16 protein-coding genes are annotated in these 19012 nt (G+C 62.6%); 9 read left to right on the top strand and 7 right to left on the bottom strand.

Annotation, left to right across the window (positions count from 1 at the left end; translation table 11 throughout):
* Nucleotides 1-3: 3 nt before the first annotated feature.
* Together gmd and PspS04_RS27280 are read right to left on the bottom strand one after the other, a co-directional pair.
* Nucleotides 4-975: a GDP-mannose 4,6-dehydratase gene (gene gmd / locus PspS04_RS27285; RefSeq protein WP_095165043.1), complete on the bottom strand. Its 972-nt coding sequence runs from the start codon at nucleotides 973-975 to the stop codon at nucleotides 4-6.
* The gene (locus PspS04_RS27280; protein WP_159998672.1) at nucleotides 972-1886 is read right to left on the bottom strand and encodes a GDP-mannose 4,6-dehydratase; all 915 of its coding nucleotides are present in this window, start codon (nucleotides 1884-1886) and stop codon (nucleotides 972-974) included. Before PspS04_RS27280 ends, gmd begins: the two co-directional genes overlap by 4 nt.
* A 427-nt stretch (nucleotides 1887-2313) precedes the next feature.
* Between PspS04_RS27280 and PspS04_RS27275 the strand changes: the two genes are divergently transcribed.
* From PspS04_RS27275 to cfaB, 8 genes are all read left to right on the top strand, one after another.
* Nucleotides 2314-3951: a glycosyltransferase gene (locus PspS04_RS27275; protein ID WP_159998670.1), complete on the top strand. Its 1638-nt coding sequence runs from the start codon at nucleotides 2314-2316 to the stop codon at nucleotides 3949-3951.
* Nucleotides 3945-5228: a glycosyltransferase gene (locus tag PspS04_RS27270; protein ID WP_159998668.1), complete on the top strand. Its 1284-nt coding sequence runs from the start codon at nucleotides 3945-3947 to the stop codon at nucleotides 5226-5228. The genes PspS04_RS27275 and PspS04_RS27270 overlap by 7 nt, the downstream gene beginning before the upstream one ends.
* Complete coding sequence (locus PspS04_RS27265) at nucleotides 5225-6118, top strand: class I SAM-dependent methyltransferase (RefSeq protein WP_159998666.1); 894 nt, start codon at nucleotides 5225-5227, stop codon at nucleotides 6116-6118. Before PspS04_RS27270 ends, PspS04_RS27265 begins: the two co-directional genes overlap by 4 nt.
* Nucleotides 6115-7269, top strand: coding sequence for an acyltransferase family protein (locus tag PspS04_RS27260; RefSeq protein WP_159998664.1), 1155 nt, complete (start codon nucleotides 6115-6117; stop codon nucleotides 7267-7269). The genes PspS04_RS27265 and PspS04_RS27260 overlap by 4 nt, the downstream gene beginning before the upstream one ends.
* Nucleotides 7263-8126 (top strand): class I SAM-dependent methyltransferase, encoded by an 864-nt coding sequence (locus PspS04_RS27255; RefSeq protein WP_159998662.1) that lies wholly within the window; start codon nucleotides 7263-7265, stop codon nucleotides 8124-8126. Before PspS04_RS27260 ends, PspS04_RS27255 begins: the two co-directional genes overlap by 7 nt.
* Before the next feature lie 251 nt (nucleotides 8127-8377).
* Entirely contained in the window at nucleotides 8378-9577 is a 1200-nt protein-coding gene (locus PspS04_RS27250; RefSeq protein ID WP_159998661.1) for a DUF3142 domain-containing protein, read from the top strand.
* Nucleotides 9564-11705, top strand: coding sequence for a hypothetical protein (locus PspS04_RS27245; RefSeq protein WP_159998659.1), 2142 nt, complete (start codon nucleotides 9564-9566; stop codon nucleotides 11703-11705). Before PspS04_RS27250 ends, PspS04_RS27245 begins: the two co-directional genes overlap by 14 nt.
* Before the next feature lie 224 nt (nucleotides 11706-11929).
* Nucleotides 11930-13117: a C17 cyclopropane fatty acid synthase CfaB gene (gene cfaB / locus PspS04_RS27240; protein ID WP_159998657.1), complete on the top strand. Its 1188-nt coding sequence runs from the start codon at nucleotides 11930-11932 to the stop codon at nucleotides 13115-13117.
* Here the strand turns inward: cfaB and cls are convergent.
* Nucleotides 13114-14553 carry a cardiolipin synthase gene (cls, locus tag PspS04_RS27235; RefSeq protein ID WP_159998655.1) on the bottom strand — a complete coding sequence of 480 codons (1440 nt, stop codon included), beginning with the start codon at nucleotides 14551-14553 and terminating at the stop codon, nucleotides 13114-13116. The genes cfaB and cls overlap by 4 nt on opposite strands.
* A gap of 131 nt (nucleotides 14554-14684) precedes the next feature.
* Here cls and PspS04_RS27230 point away from each other — a divergent pair, with 131 nt between their 5' ends.
* Nucleotides 14685-15206: a DUF3617 domain-containing protein gene (locus PspS04_RS27230; RefSeq protein ID WP_095165019.1), complete on the top strand. Its 522-nt coding sequence runs from the start codon at nucleotides 14685-14687 to the stop codon at nucleotides 15204-15206.
* On the opposite strand, the gene PspS04_RS27225 is transcribed toward PspS04_RS27230, so the two are convergent.
* The 4 genes from PspS04_RS27225 to folE2 are packed head-to-tail and all read right to left on the bottom strand — an operon-like array spanning nucleotide 15203 to nucleotide 18933.
* On the bottom strand, nucleotides 15203-16102 hold the full coding sequence (locus PspS04_RS27225) for a His/Gly/Thr/Pro-type tRNA ligase C-terminal domain-containing protein (RefSeq protein ID WP_159998653.1): 900 nt from the start codon (nucleotides 16100-16102) through the stop codon (nucleotides 15203-15205). The genes PspS04_RS27230 and PspS04_RS27225 overlap by 4 nt on opposite strands.
* Before the next feature lie 37 nt (nucleotides 16103-16139).
* The gene (locus PspS04_RS27220; protein ID WP_159998651.1) at nucleotides 16140-17477 is read right to left on the bottom strand and encodes a dihydroorotase; all 1338 of its coding nucleotides are present in this window, start codon (nucleotides 17475-17477) and stop codon (nucleotides 16140-16142) included.
* Nucleotides 17478-17479: 2 nt separating this feature from the next.
* The gene (locus PspS04_RS27215; RefSeq protein ID WP_095165013.1) at nucleotides 17480-18040 is read right to left on the bottom strand and encodes a gamma carbonic anhydrase family protein; all 561 of its coding nucleotides are present in this window, start codon (nucleotides 18038-18040) and stop codon (nucleotides 17480-17482) included.
* Nucleotides 18037-18933 carry a GTP cyclohydrolase FolE2 gene (gene folE2 / locus PspS04_RS27210; RefSeq protein WP_159998649.1) on the bottom strand — a complete coding sequence of 299 codons (897 nt, stop codon included), beginning with the start codon at nucleotides 18931-18933 and terminating at the stop codon, nucleotides 18037-18039. The genes PspS04_RS27215 and folE2 overlap by 4 nt, the downstream gene beginning before the upstream one ends.
* Nucleotides 18934-19012 lie beyond the last annotated feature (79 nt).

Genomic DNA, 19012 nt, shown 5'->3' with positions numbered 1-19012 from the left:
GACCTACTCCTTGGCGACGCGTTTCATGTCCGCTTCCATCATCATGCGGATCAAAGTCTGCAAATCGGTTTTCGGTTTCCAGCCCAGCAGCCGTTGAGCCTTGGCCGGGTTGCCGAGTAACACGTCGACTTCGGCCGGGCGGAAAAACGCCGGGTCGATCTTCACGAAGTCGCGGTAGTTGAGGCCCACATGATCGAAGGCGATCTGGCACATCTCGCGCACCGTGGTGGTGATGCCGGTGGCAACCACATAGTCGTCGGCCTTGTCCTGTTGCAGCATCAGCCACATGGCTTCGACATAGTCACCGGCAAAACCCCAGTCGCGCTTGGCGTCGATGTTGCCCAGGCGCAGTTCCTGCTGTTTGCCCTGCTTGATGCGGGCGGCTGCGTCGGTGACCTTACGGGTCACGAACTCGATCCCGCGCAGCGGCGATTCGTGGTTGAACAGGATGCCGCTGCTGGCATGCAGGTTGAAGCTTTCGCGGTAGTTGACCGTGATCCAGTGGCCGTAGAGCTTGGCCACGCCGTAGGGGCTGCGTGGATAGAACGGAGTGTTTTCGTCCTGCTGTGCGGCCTGGATCAAGCCAAACATCTCGCTGGTCGAGGCCTGGTAGAAACGGGTGTGTGGACTGAACTGGCGAATCGCTTCAAGCAGGTGGGTCACGCCCAGGCCGTCAACGATTCCAGTGGTCACGGGTTGGTCCCAGGACGCCGCGACAAAACTTTGCGCCGCCAGGTTGTACACCTCATCGGGTGCCGACTTGATTACTGCGCGCTGCACCGAGCAGGCGTCGGCCATGTCGCCGTCCAGGTAGTGGATATCACCTTCCACACCCATTTCCCGCAGGCGCCAGCGCGAGTCGCTGCTGCGCCGTGCGACCAGGCCAAAAACCTGGTAGCCCTTGTCGAGCAACAGTTTGGCCAGATAGGCGCCATCCTGGCCGGTGATCCCTGTGATCAGTGCACTTTTTGTCATTCTTGTCGTACCCGTGACTCCCAGTCGGACAGGATCGCCCGCAAGGATTGTTGTGTTGTAAGTTCAGGCGCCCAGCCGGTGGTCTGGTGCAGCCGGGCATGGCTGCCGCAGACACGACGCTGTTCGGCACGGCGCATGCGCGCAGGGTCTTGAATCAGTTGCACTGGGACCTGGGCCAGGTCGGCCAATTGCTCGATCAGGCCACGTACGCTCTGCTCGATGCCGGAGCAGATGTTGTACACCTGCCCAGGCTCGCCCTTCGCCAGCAAGGCCAGGTAGGCCGACACCACGTCCGCGACGTCGAGGAAGTCGCGCGTCACATCGATATCGCCGACCTGCAGTTGCGCCGGTTGCAGGCCTTGTTTGATCCGGCAGATCTGCCGGGCGGCGCTGGCGACGACAAAACTGTCCATTTGCCCGGTGCCAATGTGGTTGAACGGGCGCGCGACAAGTACCGGCCAGCCCTCGGTCATGCCCCATTGCAGGCACAACAATTCTGCCGAGAGCTTGCTCACTGCATAGGGGTTGCGCGGGCAGGGTGGCTGGTGTTCGTCGATGGGCAAGGCGCTTTCGCTGACCTGGCCATACACATCGCCTGAACTGACATACAGGAAGGTGCCGCTGAAGCCGCGAGCCTTGAGTGCTTGCAACAGGTGGAGGGTGCCCAGCAGGTTGACCTGCAAGGTATTGGCCGGGTCACGGAAGGCTTCGGGAACGAAGGTTTGCCCCGCCAGGTGAATCACCGCATCGGGCAGTTCTGGCCATAGGCCTTCGAGGCTTTTTGGCTCGCGCAGGTCGTAGGCCGGGGCAACAGGTAGCAGTTGCCACTGCGAGTCGACAGCGTTCAGGCGTGATTGGATATGACGGCCGACGAATCCATTCAGGCCTGTAACGAACAGACGCTTTTTCAAGCAACAGCCCCTCAATCGGTAAACTTTGCCATACCCCAATCATTTCGTTGGGCGAACCCGAAAAGCCGTGCTCACTTTTCGGAAGGTTCTGATATGCAAAGTCGTTGTTGTAGTTGTTTGCGTCAATCTGTGCCAATTGCGCGGCAATTTCAACAGGTCTTAACGTGACTGGGCAGTTCTCGTCAGGACCGTCGGATTTATTCATCGCCGGTGTTCACGAATCCCCAACGGATGTGTTTAGAATGCCCCTCAGCACGATTGCCCAGCGATCAGCAAAGTGGTCCTTCGACCACACAAAGCTGACCACAAAAACAAGAACGTAGACGGGCATGCAGGCGCTGGACGAACTGCGCTATGGCGGGTAAATCCAGGGCTGTGCCGTCATAAGAATGAGGCTGCCGAAAAGGCGGTTTCAGCGTGGGATGCCATGAATTTCATTCTTTACTCGGATGTGAACGAGCGCTCGATCAGCCAGAGCCTCGGCCGTCCTGAATACAGCTACTACTTTGTCCTCAAGGCTTATCGTCCGGTCCTTGAAAGCCTGGGTCGGGTCCATATGGTGGACGCGATCAGCGAAGTCGACCCACTTTTTCGACGCCTCGCCGCCGAGGGTGAAGAAAGCCTGTTCCTTTCGTTCGCACCGCCACACAAGACGCCTACCGACCTGAGCTGCCCGACGATTTGCGTGGTTGCCTGGGAGTTCGACACCATTCCCACCGAGCACTGGGACAACGACCCCCGGCAGGACTGGAGCCATACCCTGGCGCAGCATGGCCGGGTCATCACCTTGTCCAGCCATACGGCGCAGGCGATGCGTCGGGCCTTGGGCGAAGACTTCCCGGTGCTGGTGCTGCCGACCCCGCTCTGGGAACGGTTCGCCGATATTCGCCAACAGTCCGCGAGCCAGCCGGTCAACCCCGGCACCACCTTGCAGACCCTGGGCTGCATCATCGACAGCCGCACGTTGGGGCTTTCGGCGGACGGCCTGATCGCGCCGATCGTCGCTGAGGCTGAACCGCAACCTGGGCCCGCTCTTGAGCCTGGGGCGGTGGTCCCGGCGCCATTGCTGACCTGGCGTCGGCGTCTGTTTATCACCAAACATTACCTGCGCCAGAGTCTGCGCGAGGCTGCCGGCCAACCCTTGCGCCGGCAGTTGGTGATCTTTCGCCATTACCTGCACCAGGTCTACGGCGAAGGTTTTCGTGATTTGCTGCCGCAAAGCCTGCGAGCACGCCTGCGCGGCGAGCGACCTGCCGCCGAAGTATCGCCGCCTGCCCCGGTAGTGGAAGTGGTTGAAAGGGCGCATGTGCCCCTCGAGGATTCACACCCGCAAGCGGTGTTTCCCGACACCGATCAAGTGGTCGAAATTCAGGTCGAGGGGGTGGTGTACGTCAGCGTGTTCAACCCCGATGACGGACGCAAGAACTGGCACCACGTGATCACTGCATTCTGCTGGGCCATGCGCGATGTCGAAGACGCCACCCTGGTGTTGAAGATGACCCAGAAAGACCTGTCCACCTACTACGTGCACATGCTGACCCTGCTGTCGCAGTTGTCGCCCTTCAGTTGCCGGGTGGTGGTCATCCACGGCTACCTGGATGACCAGCAGTTTGCCCGGCTGTACGGCGCCGCCAGTTTTTATGTCAATGCCTCGCGCTGTGAAGGGCTGTGCCTGCCACTGATGGAATTCATGGCCTGTGGCAAGCCGGTGATCGCCCCTCGGCATACGGCGATGCTGGACTACATCGACGACCGCGTGGCCTTTATCGTCGACTCCAGCCAGGAGCCGACCGTGTGGCCGCAGGACAGCCGGATCCTGTTCCGCACCGTCTACCAGCGTCCCGATTGGGGATCGCTGAAAAATGCCTACCTGGCCAGTTATCACATGGCCAAGGCGCAGCCCGAGCGTTACCAGGCCATGGCCAGTGCGGCCAACGAGCGGATGCGCGACTACTGCAATTTCCCAGGGGTGCAGCAACGCCTGGCGGACTTCCTGCGACTGCAACAGCCAACCAACCCGGTGCCTGAGTCGCCGGTCGCGACCGCAGGGGCGGCCTCATGCTGATCATCATTCATTCGGAAACCAACAAAAGTAACATCGAGCAGAATCTCGGCCGTCCCGAGTACAGCTACTACTTTGTGCTCAAGGAGTTCCGTCCGGTACTGGAGCGGCTGGGGCAGGTGATCGAGGTCAGCAACCCCGACGAACTGGTCGACCGCCTGTATTTCGACTGCCAAAGCCGTGGCGAAGACTGCGTGTTCCTGTCGTTCTCGCCGCCCCATCGCACACCGATCCACTACGCCTGTCCGACCATTCCGGTGTTTGCCTGGGAGTTCAGCACCATTCCCACCGACACCTGGCAGGGCGAACCCCGGCACGACTGGCGCCTGGTGCTGGATCAGGTCGGCGCCGCGATTACCCATTCCAGTTTTACCGTGACCGCGGTGCGTGATGCCATGGGCCCGGACTACCCGATCAGCGCGATTCCGGCGCCGGTCTGGGACCGTTTTGCCGGGCGCGGGCGCGCGCTCGGGCAGCAGCCGTTGGCCGAACAGGTCAGGCTCAGCCTGCGTGGCCTGCTGATCGACAGCCGCAACCTGGACCTGCGGCCGTATGGCCCGGTGGCGTTGCGTGAAGGCCAGCCGGTGGATTTCGCCGCGCCTGCCGGCGAGCACGAACTGGTGCTCGACGGGGTGATCTACACCTCGGTGTTCAACCCCTACGATGGGCGCAAGAACTGGCAGGACATGCTCAGCGCGTTCTGCACCACGTTCCGCGAGTGTGCCGATGCCACCCTGGTGCTCAAGCTCACGCACCACGACATCACCGACGCCTTGAACGACATGCTGCACCACCTCTACAAGAACCAGGACTACCGTTGCCGCATTGTGTTGATCCACGGCTTTCTCGCCGATGCGGACTATGAGCGCCTGGTGCAGGCCACCAGCTTTGTGGTCAACAGTTCATTCGGTGAAGGCCAGTGCCTGCCGCTGATGGAGTTCATGTCCTGCGGCAAACCGGCGGTCGCCCCGTGCAACACGGCGATGGCCGATTACATCGATGGGCAAAACACCTTCATCGTCAACTCGACCGACGAACTCACCGCCTGGCCCCATGACCCGCGTGCGGCCTACCGCACCCTGCGATACGTCACCAACTGGGATTCGCTGTGTTCGGCCTACCAGGCCAGCTATCAGGTGGTGCGTCACGATGCGCCACGCTATGCACGCATGTCGGCCCATGCCGTCAGTCGTCTGCAGGCGTTCTGCAGCCAAGCGGTTACCGAGCAGCGCTTGCAGGCGTTTCTGGCAAGCGTGATCGCCCAGGCGAAACCAGCATGATCGGCCGCCTGCTCGACTGGCTGCGTCCTGCGCCCGTCCCGGTAGCGGAGCCAGTACCGGCCCCGGTCCCGGTGGTATCGCCGCGTGACTGTGGTTTCACCGATGCGGTACTCGACGGCTGGTTTCTCGGCGGTACTGGGGAATTGCTCAAGGGCTTTGCGATTGGCGCCGACGACACCCTGCTCGACGTCGGTTGTGGCGAGGGCGCGGCGACCTTGTTTGCAGTGCGCCAGGGCGCCGCGGTGATTTTTACCGACAGCGAACAGGACAAGGTCCGCGAACTGGCACGCCAGGTGGATGCCATGACCCAGGCCCCAGCCCTTGGCCTGGTCAGCAACAGCTTGCCGCTGCCGCTGGCGGACGGCTGTGCGAGCAAAGTGGTGTGCATGGAAGTGCTGGAGCACGTCGATACCCCCGAGCAGTTCATGGCCGAGCTGGTGCGCATGGGTCGTCCCGGTGCCCAGTACTTGCTCAGCGTGCCCGCGCCGGTGGGTGAGCACCTGCAACGAGGCATCGCACCTGCCGCCTATTTCCAGGCGCCGAACCATGTGCAGATCTTTTCCCATGAACGCTTTGCCGCCCTGGTCGAAGACGCCGGGCTGATCATTGAACACCGCCAGGCCACCGGCTTCTTCTGGGTCATGGGCATGATCTTCTTCTGGGCCAGCGAGCGTGCGGCGGGGCGGGATATGGCGGGCGCGGTGCGTGACCGGATCCAGGCGCCTTACCCGCCCCTGATGGAAGGCTGGGCCCGCACCTGGCATGACTTGCTGATGCAGCCCGACGGGTTGGCCATCAAGCAGGTGCTGGACCAGTTCATGCCCAAGAGCCAGGTGATCATCGCGCGCAAGCCCATGGTTGGTGAAGTAACGCCGGGGAGCGCGGGATGAGTGACAAGCGGATCATGGACATCGAACTGTTGCGCGGCATTGCCGTGCTCGGGGTGCTGTTCCATCACCTGCAAGACAGCCTGTTCACCGGGCAGGTCCCGCTGTTGCAAGCCATCCATGCCCTGGGCCAGCCCTGGTGGGGCGTCGATCTGTTTTTCGCGATTTCCGGGTTTGTCATCGCGCGCAGCCTGATCCCCGCGCTGCAGGGCTGCAGTACGCGCCAGGAGTGCTGGGAGCAGACCCGCAATTTCTGGCTGCGGCGCGCCTTTCGACTCCTGCCGTCGGCCTGGTTGTGGCTAGCGCTGATGCTCCTGGCCTGCCTGTTCATCAACCGCTCAGGCGCCTTCGGCACCCTGGCCGCCAACCTGCAGGCGACGCTGGCCGGGGTGTTGCAGTACGCCAACTTCCGCTTCGCCGACAGCTTCTTCCACTATGAGTACGGCACCAGCTTCGTGTACTGGAGCCTGTCCCTGGAGGAGCAGTTCTACCTGTTGTTTCCGTTGTTGATCCTGGTCTGCCGCAAACATCTGGTGTGGGCCTTGCTGGCGCTGGTGGCGGTGCAACTGCTGACGTTGCGCACGCCGATCCTGATGGTGCTCCGCACCGACGCGCTGGCGTTGGGGGTGTTGCTGGCCATGTGGAGTGCACAACCTTCCTACCGCCGTTGGCAGCCGACCTTCTTGCGCCGGCCCTGGGCAGGTATCGCGGTGCTGGTGGCCATTGCCATGTTGATGAGCTTTCTGGCGACCGATCGTTTTACCTTCACCTCCTACCGCATCGGCGCCATCGCGCTGCTCAGTGCGGTGCTGGTCTGGCTGGCGTCCTACAACTGTGACTACCTGATGCCACCGGGGCTGTTCAAGCGGGTGATGATCTGGATCGGCAGTCGCTCCTATGGCATCTACCTGATCCATATCCCGGCCTATGCGCTGGTGCGCGAATTGATCTTTCGCTTGCAGGCGGCGTCTTTGCCGAGCCCGGCCGGCCACCCGATCATCACGATCTTGCTGGCGTTCGGCCTGATCGTGCTGTTGAGCGAGCTCAACTACCGGTTTATCGAAATGCCCATGCGTAATCGCGGCGCGGCGTTGGTCAAACGCTTGAGTGCGTCCCGAGCGGCCACCCCATCCCCAGGAGTCACCTCATGCTGAGCCTGTTGAAGAAGCTGGCAGGGGGCGCTGTTGCCCCCGCTGCGGCCTGTCCCCCTGCGCCAGCCGCGCCCCCCGCGGCAACGCCTGCGCCGGCACCCAAGGTCGATCCCTACATGCTGGGCCTGCGCGATGCGGTGCTCAGTGGCTGGTTCAACCAGCAGACCGGCGAATTGTTCACCGGCTTTCCGGTAACGGCCGCCGACACGCTGCTGGACGTGGGGTGTGGTGACGGTGGCAACGTGCACTTCTGTGCTACCCGGGGGGCGCACATCATCATTGCCGACATCGACGCGGCCAAGGTCGAAGCCACTCGCCTGCGCCTGGGCGATACCATCGCGGCCAGCGTCGAGTGCCACGTCACCGACTGCGCGCCACTGCCGATTGCCGATCAGACGGCGACCCGGGTGGTGTCCACCGAGGTCATCGAACACGTCGACGACCCCGCGCAGTTTCTCGCCGAACTGGTGCGCGTCGGCAAGCCGGGCGCGCTCTATCTGCTGAGTGTCCCGCACCCCAGTTCGGAAAACCTGCAGAAAGACATCGCCGCCCCCGAGTACTTCCAGAAGCCTAACCACATCCGCATCATCAGCGAAGATCAGTTCAAGCAGATGGTCAGCGACGCCGGGCTGGAAGTGCTCAGCCACAGCCAGTACGGCTTTTACTGGTCGCTGTGGATGATGTTGTTCTGGGAAGCCAAGGTCGACCTGAGCAGTCCCGACCATCCGCTGCTCAACCACTGGGCCGAGACCTGGGCGGCGGTCCTGGAGTCGCCACGCGGCGAGCAGATCAAGCAGGCGCTGGATGGCGTAGTCGCAAAAAGTCAGGTGATCATTGCCCGCAAGCCATTGGCTGCGTAGGCTGACGCACCGGCCCGGCTGTGTGTGGGTGTTGATGCGCGTATGTGGGGTTATGGGTGTAGGAGCGAGCTTGCTCGCGATGGACGTTAACGATGACGCGTGCTGTCTGAAAAAACCCGTCGCTCTTGAGTTTTTCGCGAGCAAGCTCGCTCCTACGCCCATACCCCATACCCCATACCCCATACCCCATACCCCATACCCCATACCCCACCCCCAGCGGGCCAGGTCAGTCCTTCAGCCACGGGCCCTTAATGTCTTCGATTTATCTTCTGCGTCGTGCGCTGTTGTTCAGCCTCGCGCTCCTGGGCGGTTGCCAGCAGTCGACCGCGCCCCCCCTCGATCAGCAGCTCTACATCTGGCAGCGCCAATGGACCACCGCCCATGCCGAGGCGCTGGCGCAATCGCGTGCCGATTTTTCCACCCTGCGGGTCCTCGCCCTGCAGACTTATCCACAAGGCGGCTGGCGTCGCGCGCAGATCGATGGGCCGTTGTTGCAGCGTGACGGCCGGTCGCTGATTGCGGTGGTCCGCCTGGATGGCCAGCTCAAGCACCAGGACCCGGTCGATACCACGGCGCAGATCCTGCAAATGGTCGCCGATTGGCAGGCCTTGGGCTTGACGCTGGCAGGTGTGGAAATCGATCACGATGCCGGGACCGCGCGATTACCGGCCTATCGCGAGTTCCTGCTGGGTTTGCGCCAGGCCTTGCCCGCCTCCTTGAAGCTGAGCATCACGGCCTTGCCGGCCTGGCTCGACAGTCCCGAGCTGGCGGCCTTGCTGGCGGCGGTCGACAGCAGCGTCTTGCAAGTGCACGCGGTGAGCCGTCCGGAGCTTGGCCTGTTCGACCCGGTGCAAGCCAAGCAATGGGCTGAGCGCTGGAGCCGCATCACTCGGCAACCGTTTTACCTGGCATTGCCGGCCTATGGCATCGCCCTGCTGCCGGGAGAGGGCGGGGCGCCCCTGGTGGAGAGTGAAGTGCCGATCGAACGGGTCGGCCAGCGCCGCGAACTGATGGCCGACCCGCAACAACTGGCGACACTGGCCAGCCAGTTGCGTGCCGAGCCGCCGCCACACCTGGCCGGATTGATCTGGTTTCGCCTGCCGCTCAAGGGCGACCGGCGTGCCTGGAGCCTGACAACCCTGGGTGCCGTGGCGCGCGGCGAGCAACTGCGCAGCCGCCTGGCGTTGAACCTTTCCAGCCAGCAAGGTCTGTACGACATCGTGGTCAGAAATGACGGCAACCTCGACGGCACGTTGCCGCAACGGGTGACCCTGGCCGTCAGCCAATGCGTCGCCGTAGATGCGCTCAACGGCTATGCCGTACAGCAGACGCCTGGACAACTGAGTTTCAGCCGCCTCAGGGACGGCCGTTTGCCCGCCGGTGCCGAGCGCACCCTGGGTTGGGCACGCTGCACACAAATTGATCAAGGAGGTTCACATGTATTCCCGTAACTGGTCGCGGCATTTGCTCGCGTTGAGTCTGTTTCTGCCGCTGGGCACTGCCACCGCCTGCGGGCCGGACTTTCCACTGCGCCTGTTGGGCGACCGGGCGATGACCCTGGGTGAGTTGCCGGAAGGCAGTTTCCAGTTCGAGATCAATCGCCTGGGCAAGGTCATCGCCGGCCTGAAACCAGCGGCGACAACTGGCCTCAGCCGCGATTACGACAGTGACCTGGACCCCTACGTACAGGCCCGGATCAACGCTGAACAGCTGGGCCTGACTGATGCGCAGCGCGCGCAGGTAACCCGGCTGCGAACCCTGCAGGACGCGCACCAGGTGTTGGCCGAGAGTGCCGGCCTGGCCCCGGAACTCAGCCTCTATACCGCCGGTGCGGTGGCGTTCAACGCTGGCGATGCGGCCACGGCAGCCGACTACTTCCGCCAGGTGCTGGCGCTCCCGGCCGGTCAACGCGCCTTGCGCAGCACCTGGGCCGCGTACTCGCTCGGCCGGGCATTGATGGCTATCAATCAGCAGGCCAGCGAGCAGCATCAACCCGCCAGTCAGGACGTCTTGCAACAAGCCCGGCAGGCCTTTATCCAGACCCGTCAACTGAGTGTCGACGGCTTCAGTGACCCGCTCGAACTGGGTATTGCCAGCCTCGGTGAAGAAGCGCGACTGGTGCGCCAGGCGGGTGACTGGAACAGTGCTGTCGAGTTGTACGCGACCCAGAGCCGGCAAGGTTCGCCCGTCGGCTACAGCTCCCTCAAGCAGTTGATCGATGAGCTCAATGCCATGCCTGAGGCGCAGCTCATCCCCTTGCTCGAAGGCCAGGCGGTCCAGCAATTGGTCACGGCGGCGTTGATCAGCCACGTAGGCTGGTCCTTCGGTGAGCAACCGCCGGCTGAACAGAAAATCATCAAGGCCCTGATACAGAGCACTACCGGCAGCCTGGAAAATGCTGACCGCCTGGCGGCGCTGAACTACCAGATCGGTGATTACGCCACCAGCAAAACCCTGCTCGAGCATGCCGGTGACGGTGGCCTGGCCTGGTGGCTGCGGGCAAAAATGGCGCTGCGCGACGGCGACAAGGCCTTGGCTGCCAGTGCGTATGCCAAGGCGGCCAAAGCCTTTCCCCAGGATGAAGACTGGGGCCTGCGCAACACCGCCAGCGGTGACTATGAAGCGCTGAAGCCTGGCTGCCGGGTCGAGGGTGAAAGTGCCTTGCTGGCATTGGAGCGCGGCGACTACCTGCAGGCATTCGAGCAGTTGTACCGCAGCCAGGACCTGTATTGGCAGGACGCCGCGCTGGTTGCGGAGCGGGTGCTGACGGTGGACGAACTCAAGCAGTTCGTGGACCAGCAAGTGCCGGCCCCCGCACCACTGACCCAGGAGCAGCGTGACAACTACGAGCCCCTGCCGGTGAGCGCGCGCTTGCGCGACCTGCTGGGCCGGCGTTTGCTGCGCGAGGAGCGTTATGCCGAGGCCGCGGCGTACTTCGACAACCCTGGGCTGCAGGCGCTGGCCAAGGAGTACGTGGGCTTGCGCGAAACCGCGCAGTCGAGCTGGTGGCCGACCAAACGTGCCGCAGCCTTCTATGACGCGGGCCGGTTGGCCCGGGAACACGGCATGGAGCTGCTCGGCTACGAGCTGGCCCCGGATTTCGCCACCTTCGATGGCAACTTCAGCCTCGACATCCCCGAGATCAAGGTCGCCCCCCTGATCGCCCTCGGCGAAGTCCAGCGTCAGCAAGCCAGCGTCGCCCAGCCAAACGAGCGCTTCCACTATCGCTACGTCGCCACCGCGCTGGCGAGCCAGGCGGCCGACCTGCTGCCCCATACCAGCCAGGCCTTCGCCGCCGTGCTGTGCAAGGCCTCGGGCTGGGATACCGGCCTTGAGGACCAGCGTGCGTTGTACCGGCGCTACGTCGAGCAGGGGCCTTATGTGCCGTGGGCAGAGAACTTTGGCCAGCAGTGTGAGGAGCCGGACTTCGCCGCCGCCAACCAGCGCTACGTGACCGAGGCAGTGGACAACGTGCGTTCGGACTTGCGCCCATACAAGCGCGTGCTGCAGGTTGGCGGGCTGCTCCTGGTGGGGGTAGCGGGCCTGTTGTTGCTGCGGCGCCGGCGCCAGGCTTCCTGAGCCAGTAACGGCGTACCCCGCGTTCGGTTGGTAGCCAGGCGCGGGGTTCCACGTGGAACATGTAGGCGGGACAAATTGTGAGCAATCGGCTTTATCGAACTGAAACCAGAAATGACAGTCAACCGCAGTGAGGGCGTGCCTGCGCAGCTGTCTGATTCGATAGCCAGCTAATTTTCTACTATGGTCTACCCTCATTTCAGACGTCTGAAACAAGGGGAATTTTCATGCTCGCGCAACTTCCACCGGCCTTACAGAATCTGCAACTGCCGCTTCGCTTGCGACTCTGGGACGGCCACGAATTTAACCTGGGCCCTGCGCCCAGTGTCACGATTGTGGTCAAGGACCCGCAAATGGTCGCGCAATTTACCCACCCCAGCCTGGACCTGTTGGGCGCGGCCTTCGTCGAGGGCAAGCTCGAACTCGAAGGTTCGATCAGCGACGTGATCCGGGTGTGTGATGAGTGGAGCCAGGCCCTGCTCAACGAAGACGATGACGACCAGCCGGTACGCAGCCTGCATGACAAGGCCACCGATGCGGCGGCGATCTCCTACCACTACGACCTGTCGAATGCCTTCTACCAGCTGTGGCTGGACAGCGACATGGCCTATTCCTGTGCCTATTTCGAAACCGGCAGCGAATCCCTGGAGCAGGCCCAGCAAGCAAAATTCCGCCACCTGTGCCGCAAGCTGCGGCTGCAACCGGGTGAATACTTGCTGGATGTCGGCTGCGGCTGGGGCGGGTTGGCGCGGTATGCGGCGCGGGAATTCGGGGTCAGGGTGTTCGGCGTGACCCTGAGCAAAGAGCAACTGGCGTTGGCCCGGCAGCGGGTCAGCGACGAAGGGCTGGAGGATCTGGTGGAGTTGCAACTGCTCGACTATCGCGACCTGCCGCAGGATGGCCGATTCGACAAGGTGGTAAGCGTCGGCATGTTCGAACACGTCGGCCACGCCAACCTGGCGCAGTACTGCCAGACTTTATTTGGTGCGGTCCGCGAAGGCGGCCTGGTGATGAACCACGGGATTACCGCCAAACATATCGATGGTCGGCCAGTGGGGCGAGGCGCCGGCGAGTTCATCGAGCGTTATGTGTTCCCCAATGGCGAGCTACCCCATCTGTCGATGATCTCGGCCGAGATCAGCGAGGTGGGCCTGGAAATAGTCGATGTCGAAAGCTTGCGCCTGCACTACGCGCGCACTCTGGATCACTGGAGCGAGCGCCTGGAAGACAACCTTGAAGCTGCGGCCAAAGAGGTGCCGGAGCAAGCGCTGCGGATCTGGCGGCTGTACCTGGCAGGCTGCGCCTACGCGTTCGCGCGGGGCTGGATCAACCTGCACCAGATCCTGGCGGTCAAGGCCCATGCCGATGGCAGCCACGAGCTGCCCTGGACCCGGGACGATATCTACACGCCCTAGAGAATCGGCGAAATCAGGCGGGCGACCCGCATACCGAGCTGCCTGAGGCGATGGGTCTCCCGGCCTTCGTCCTCGTTGATCTCGTGGGACAGGGCGAAGTCGGCGTTGAGCATCTGTTCCACTTCGCCGGCAAAGGCGCTGTCGACGGTCAACAACATCACCTCGAAATTCAGCCGGAACGAACGGTTGTCCAGGTTGGCGCTGCCGATGGCGCTGATTTCGCTGTCGACCAGCACTACCTTCTGATGCAGGAACCCCGGTTGATAACGGAACACCCGGACCCCAGCCCGTACGGCTTCAAAGGCATACAGGCTGGAGGCGGCATAGACGATGCGGTGATCCGGTCGCGACGGCAGCAGCAACCGCACATCGACGCCACGCAGGACCGCCAGGCGCAGCGCGGCAAATACTGCTTCATCGGGGATGAAGTACGGGCTGGTGATCCACACGCGCTGCGTGGCGGCATGAATCGCTTCGACGAAGAACAACGAGCAGGTTTCGTAGGGGTCTGCCGGGCCGCTGGCCAACAACTGGCACAGCACGCCGTCGTCGGGATAGCTCTGTGGCAGGATCAATGGCGGCAGTTCGCGCGCCGCCCAGAACCAGTCTTCGGCGAACGATTCCTGCATGCAGGCCACCACCGGGCCGCTGACCGCCACGTGGGTGTCGCGCCATGGCGAGAGCGGGGGCTTGGCGCCCAGGTATTCGTCGCCGACGTTGTGCCCACCGACGAAGCCTTGCCGGCCGTCGACGACCACGATCTTGCGATGGTTGCGAAAGTTCACCTGGAACCGATTGAGCCAGCCGCTGCGGGTGGCAAACGCTTTGACCTGGACGCCAGCATCGCGCAGCTCCTGCACGTAGCGGTGGGGCAGGGAGTGGCTGCCGATGCGGTCATACAGCAGGTAGACCGCGACCCCCTGCGCGGCTTTTTTGATCAGCAGGCTTTGCAGGCGCCGCCCGAGCTGGTCGTCATGGACAATGAAGAACTGGATCAGCACCGCTTCCCGGGCCTGCTCGATGGCTTCGAAGATCGCGTCGAAGGTGGCCTGGCCATTGATCAGCAGGCGCAGTTGGTTGTTCGCCAGGCACGGCATGCGCCCCAGCTTCGGCATGGCGCGCAGCGAGTCGTAGGCATTGGAGGCACGGGCGGTCAGCGCTTCCTCGACCCATGGGCGCCAGTTCAGGTCGGCGATGGCCTTGCGCATCTCTTCGTTGGCCTGGCGCCGAGCCTTGATGTACGCATCGAAGGTGCTGCGTCCGAACACCAGGTAGGGAATGAGGGTCAGGTAGGGAATGAAGATCAACGACAGGGCCCAGGCAATCGAGCCTTGGGCGGTCCTGACGGTCAGCACGGCGTGGACTGCGGCCATCGTGCCCAGGGAGTGAATGAGCGTGATCAGGTAGGCAAAAAGATGGGGGCCAAAAAAATCCATGGGGCAACCTTGCTCCGGAGAATTCAATGCGTAACAGACCATGTTCTTCGATGAATGTCGCTATTTAATTCGCTATGCAACCGAAGTAGATTGGCGACGTCTAACGGCCATTACTGACTAGGAGTTACTCAATGAACGTACGTCTGCTGGGTTTGGCCATGGCTGTTGGCTTGTCACTTCCTGTGGCCGCTCAGGCGCAGATGCTGCAACCGGGTCTGTGGGAATTGACCTCCAGCAACATGAAGGTCGACAACCAGAATCTGCCGGACCTGCAATTGATCCTCGGGCAGTTGGGTAACCAGATGACCCCGGCACAAAAGGCCGCCCTGGAGAAACAGGGGATCAACATGGGCGGCAAGGGCATCCGCGTTTGCCTGACACCCGAGCAAGTGAAAACCGACGATATTCCGCTGCAGGACGCGCAGTCGGGCTGCAAGCAAGAGATCACCGACCGCAGCGCTAACCAGTGGAAGTTTCGCTTCAGTTGCCCGAAAGCCCAGGGTTCCGGTGTTGCCACCTTCCTCAGCGACCGCGAGTTCAATACCAAGGTCAATGGCACCTTCAATGCCACCGGCATCCAGCAACAGGGCAGCATGGACACCCGTGCCGTGTGGCTGGGGCAGGATTGCGGCACCGTCAAGCCGCGGGCTTAAGCGCTTTGCTGTGGGGCGGCGCAATGCCGCCCGTCACTGGCCTTCAGCAGATAGTCGCACACCGCCTGCACACTCATCCTGCCCAGGTTGTCTCCAAAGCCGTCGCGCAGGCTGACAAAACCGCCCTCCATCTCCCGTTGCCCAATCACCAGCACATACTCCACGCCCTGCGATCGATGCTGGCGGATCTTGCTGACGATATGCTCGTTGCGCAGGTCCGAGTGAGCGTGCACCCCGGCGCGGCGCAGGGTGTCGGTCAGCGCTTGGCTGTAGTCGATCTGGCGTTCATCGATGTTGATGACGACCAGTTGCGGGGTGGCTTGCCACGCCTGCAACTCCTGCTGGTCGGTCCAGCACACGCCATAGATGCGTTGCGTTCCCTTGCCACTCAAGTGGGTCAGGGCAAACGCGTTCATCACCCGGGTGGTGGGCACATAGGGGCCTGCGGCCAGCGCGGTGCCGTCCATCGACCAGTAGCTCGCCAGCACGTAATGCAGTGAATGGTTGGCGGCGGCCAGCGCGATCATCCGGGTCTCGATCCGTTGCAGATCTTCAGGGCCCAAGGCTCGCGCCAGGGTGAAATCACAGTAGAAACCATCACCGACTGGCGCTGCGGCAACCAGCTCGGCCTTGGCATGCAGTTGCTTGAGCGCCATGCCCAGCAGCAGTGCGCAGGAGCGCCGCAGAATCTCCAGGCCTTGCGGTTCGCGGGCGGTGATGAGGCTGACGCGGGCGTCCTGGCGGATCATGAACGCGCAGTCCACCAACAGGCCGTTCACCCGTCCGGCGACCGCTGCTTTCGCTAGCCCCGGGCCTATGCTCGAGGCCAGCTCCGATACTGAGAGCGCCTGGTCGTACTCGCGCACGGTCCCATCGGCCAAGGTGATTTTCAGCATGCTCAGTGACCCCCGGCAGTTTTACGCAAAACCGGATTCAACGCATGAACCGTAAAGGTAAACCCTGGCAGCCGTCATTAATACTTTCGGCGTGCCAGGCGATTTGTCCCGAGACCAGAGTAGTGCTGACGCTGTGGCGAAACTGCCGTCCGGCAAACGGCGTCCAGGCGCATTGCGCGAGAATCGGCTGCTGGTCGACCGCCTTGCCCCCAGGTTCGGGACGGATCAGCACCAGGTCGGCCCAGTATCCTTCGCGCAGGTAACCGCGATCGGGAATGGCAAACAGGTCCGCTACCCGATGGCTGGTTTTCGCCACCAGCGTCGGCAGCGGAATCAGGCCGTCGGCCACCAGTTCCAACAGCGCGGGGAGGGCGTGTTGCACCAGTGGCAAGCCGGCGGGTGCCTGTGGATAAGGCAGCTGTTTCTGCGCCCAGGTATGCGGCGCATGGTCGCTGCCGATGACATCCAGACGGTGACTCAGCAGGGCCCGGCGCAACGCATCGCGGTCAGCCTGGGTCTTGATGGCCGGGTTGCACTTGATCAGGTTGCCCAGGCGTGGATAGTCACGATCATCGAACAACAAGTGATGCAGGCAGACCTCGGCGCTGATGTGTTTCTGCGCCAGGGGCCGATCATCGAACAGCGCCAGTTCGCAGGCGGTGGTCAGGTGCAGGATGTGCAGGCGAGTGCCAAACCGCTTGGCCAGGTCGACGGCCAGGGAGGATGACCGAAAGCACGCCTCGGCATCACGAATCAGCGGGTGGGCGCTGGCGGGCACACTGTCGCCGTAACGTTCGGCGAATTCGCTCTCGTTGAGGCGGATGCTGGGGCTGTGTTCGCAATGGGCCAGGAGCAAGGTCGGCACCTCGGCAAACAGCCGTTCCAGAACGCGCGGGTCATCCACCAGCATGTTACCGGTGGACGCGCCCATGAACACTTTGACCCCTGCCACCTCACTGGGGTTGAGCGCCGCGACGGTGTCCAGGTTGTCGTTGCTGACGCCGAAGTGGAAGCCGTAGTTGGCCACCGAATGCATCGCCGCCCGGCGTTTTTTATCGGCCAGCGCTGCCAGGGTCAAGGTCGCCGGATGGGTGTTGGGCATGTCCATGAAACTGGTAATGCCACCGGCCACCGCTGCCCGCGACTCGCTGTAGAAGCTACCTTTTTCCGGCGCCCCCGGATCACGGAAATGCACCTGGTCGTCGATCATCCCCGGCAGCAGCCATTGGCCTTTGGCGTCGATTTGCACCGCAGCGTTTTCGCCGTCGATGCTGCTGGCAATTTTCACGATGCGTCCATGATCCACCAGCAGATCGGCATCGAATACTCGTCCTTCGTTGACCAGTCGCGCATTGCGAATCAGCACACTGGCCATGCTCAAAACTCGTTCTGCAAGGCTTTGTAGCCTCGCACCAGATCGACGTTGGTGCGTGCCACATCTTCGGAAAACTCCGAGGCGCTGACGCTGACCGGCGGGAACTGGGACAGGTCGGTGTGGGGGCCGATGCGGGTGGTGGAGGGCACATAGAAATCCCTGGGCAAGTCGCGGCCATCGACCACCGAGTTGTGCCGCACGACACAACCGTCGGCGACCGCACAGTTGAACAGCACGCTGTTGAAACCGATGAACACCCGATTACCGACGGTGCAGGGGCCGTGGACGATGGAGCGGTGGGCGATGGAACTGAACTCGCCGATGGTCACCGCCGCACCGGATTTGGAGTGGATGACCACGCCGTCCTGAATATTCGAATTGGCGCCGATGGTGATTGGTTGCATCTGGCCCGACTCATCGACTTCGTCGGCCCGAATCACCGCGTAGGGGCCGACGAACACGTTCTCGCCGATTACCACCTTGCCGCAGATGATTGCGGTTTTATCGACGTAGGCGGACTCGGCAATGCGCGGCAAGTCGCCGGAGGGATTCTTGCGGATCATGGTTGCTCCCGGCGCCAGTGACTTTCGGCGACTGCATCATGGGCGTGCAGGCTTTCGGCGTGGACCACGCGCACATCGAACGCCTGCAGCCCCGGGAAGCGTTGCAGCGCCAGGTGCAGGCGGCGTGCAGCGTCCTCGCAGAACATCAGGTTTTGCCCGTTGGCCAGGGCGAAGGCCTGCTCGTCCGCGCGCTTGACTGCGGTTTGTACCGCGGTGCCCAGGGCGGCTTCGGCGTGGTTGATGGCGGCGATCAGCGGCAAATCGTCGAGTGTCCCGTCCAGGTGCAAGCACAACTGGGCCGTGCTGCGCTGACTATGGGGGGTGGCGACTATGCCGCGGGTGGAACCAAGCCAAGCCAGCACTTCGGCGTGCTGCAAAGGTGTGTTGGCAAAGTCATCGACGAACTGCTGCTGAATCAGTTGCCTGGACAGCGCTGCGGAGCAGGGGCAGGTGGAGGAGTAACTGACATCGACACGCAGTTCCACGTGGAACACCGCCCCTTGCAGGCGCGCATCGAGGCTGATCGGGTAACTTTTCCAGCCGGCCAATGGGCTGACCAAGGCTGGGCGCTTCAGCAGGATATCGCTGTGAATACGCAGGTAAGCCGAGGTCGCCAGGCCTTGATGGCTGTCGAGAAAATCTTGCAGCACGCGACGTAGGAGTGCGGGTGTCAGGTTTTCCTGCTCCAGCATGGCCAGTGCCAGGTACAGGCGCGACATATGTATGCCACGGGCTTGCGCGTCATCGAGGCTGACGCCGGCATCGGCTTTGGCATTCAGGCGCTGGTCGTCGAATAGAACAGGAAGAGCAATGCCGCACATGCCCACCCAGTCCAGGGGCAAGGATTGGCGTGCGGCCTGCGCGGCGATATCCGGCAGAGTCAGCGCATTCATGAGCGGGTCCGTCGTAGGAAATGATTTCGAATGTTATATTATAACAATCAAATCGACGACAGCTTTTTCAAGCCATGTC

This window comes from Pseudomonas sp. S04, assembly GCF_009834545.1.
In the GTDB taxonomy this organism is placed as follows: domain Bacteria; phylum Pseudomonadota; class Gammaproteobacteria; order Pseudomonadales; family Pseudomonadaceae; genus Aquipseudomonas.
The sequence above is the reverse complement of the archived record's forward strand: the minus strand, read 5'-3'. Positions and strand labels throughout refer to the sequence as shown.